Origin of the sequence: Marivirga aurantiaca (assembly GCF_016679925.1) — a bacterium.
In the GTDB taxonomy this organism is placed as follows: Bacteria; Bacteroidota; Bacteroidia; order Cytophagales; family Cyclobacteriaceae; genus Marivirga; species Marivirga aurantiaca.
Genome location: NZ_JAEQBW010000027.1, coordinates 1 through 1,951, shown reverse-complemented (window position 1 = coordinate 1,951; position 1,951 = coordinate 1). Strand labels below are relative to the sequence as shown.

At 38.7% G+C, this 1,951-nt stretch carries 2 protein-coding genes; both read left to right on the top strand.

Annotated elements, in window-relative coordinates:
- Positions 1-385 precede the first annotated feature (385 nt).
- Positions 386-1,618 carry a transposase gene (locus JKA74_RS20620; RefSeq protein WP_236587993.1) on the top strand — a complete coding sequence of 411 codons (1,233 nt, stop codon included), beginning with the start codon at positions 386-388 and terminating at the stop codon, positions 1,616-1,618.
- A gap of 190 nt (positions 1,619-1,808) precedes the next feature.
- A partial coding sequence (locus JKA74_RS20615; protein WP_456085623.1) for a transposase occupies positions 1,809-1,951 on the top strand: 143 nt, incomplete at its 3' end.

Sequence of the window (1,951 nt, the reverse complement as noted above, 5' to 3'; positions counted from 1 at the left end):
ACCCTCACAGATATGGAGGGCAGAACTGCTGTTTAAATATTATCCAGAGCTGTCAAAAGCATATGATTTGGCTCAGAAATTAGGACATATCTATCACACTGTAAAAGACAAGGGTGTTGCCTATCTAGGCTCCTCTCGGATATAATTAAATGATTGATTTTCAGTTTTTTTAGTACCTCTTAAGGAGGATTTAAAACCCCGAAATCTGCCAAATAAGGCATTTTCCGGGGTTTTGTGTTATATTGTAGTTACGAAAAAACAAATAACACCCGCAATATATGGCGCAGCTCGATTTATTCCCACTCGAATCCATAGTTTCTCCAAAATGGTATATTTTTAAGACCCTTGAAATTGGAAAGTATATGAAAAGCTACCCCTAGAGGAGTTGGCCAGCTGCCTTCCTTCACAAAATGAAAATGGTAAAGGCGCACCTCGTTGGCTAAGCAATGAAGGCATGTTTACTTTAATGTTTTTAAAGCATTATTTGAATGTGAGCGACTACCAGTTAATAGAACGTTTTAACACCGATTGGTCATTACAAATATTTTGTAATAGAAGTTTGGCTGAAGGAGAGCTCATCAGGGACTCCAACCTGCCTTCCAGGGTGAGGAGCTATATCGCCAACCATGCTGATTTAAATCAATTGCAAACTGTTTTGCTCAACCATTGGAAGAATGATATAGAAAATACCCATGTATTATCGATGGATGCCACCTGTTATGAAAGCTATATTCGTTATCCAACTGATGTAAAATTACTTTGGGAATCCAATCAGTGGATCTATGAAAAGCTATTGTTCAGGCTTTGTAAACTTACCGGCACCAAAAGGCCAAGAAACAAGTTCATTGAACAAAAGCGTAAACAACTCAGCTATGACAAACTGCGCAGGAAAAGCATCAAAAAAGGGAAAGCACGAAAGAAGAGCCTTTTATATCTCTTGACAAAAGGTTTGTTGCATTTACAGGACTTCCTCAACAGCCATCCTGAAGTAAACCTTACCTCCAATCAGTACGGCTATATCCGCACCATTAAAAAAGTACTCCAACAACAACAATATTTATTTGATAAGCCCGGAGAAAAAGTAAAGGATCGCATTGTCTCATTATATAAGCCTTACGTACGGCCAATAGTGAGGGGAAAGGAAAACAAGCCTGTGGAATTTGGAATGAAAGCCCACATATTGCAGACGGGTGGTATCCAGTATTTTGACTTAATGGACTTCAATGCCTATAACGAATGTAAAAGGCTTAAAATAAGTTACTTGAAGCATAGAATACTCTTCGGACAACTTAATCAATTGTCAGCTGACCGTATTTACCCCACTAATGAAAACAGACGATACATCACTTCTCAGCAGATATTCAGCAACTTTGCCAAGAAAGGTCCTGTTAAATTAAGCAAGCCTGAAAAAGCTTTACAGGCTGAACTCAACAAAGACAGGTCAACAGTGCTTGAAGGCAGCTTTGGCAATCATAAAAACAATTACGGGCTAAGGAAAATCAAAGCAAGAGGAGCACAAAACGAGAGGGTATGGGTGTTTTTTGGAGTAATGGCCTCAAATGCCAAAAAACTGGCACTTGCCAAAGCCTCTCCACCACCTATGCAAATGGCTGCCTAACCCAAAAAAAGTGAAATCATCACTTTTTAACAGGACAAGTACGTCCAGACGTAAAATCGAGAGAAAAATCAGGTCAAATAAGTTCAGGAATTGTACTTTTAAAGGAAGGGGAGAGTGAAAAAATCAAATGAAAAGTATTACTCCACCGAAAAACCAATATCACACTGCCTAAAAGTTCAAACCCTAAACCATTTTTCATGAGGAGCCTATCCTGAATTTCTTTGAGAGAAGAAGTACAAATGCAGCAGCCGAATCATTTAATGCAAAGATCAAAGCATTCCGCTCTCAGTTTAGGGGTGTTAAAAATGTATCCTTCTTCCTTTACAGACTATC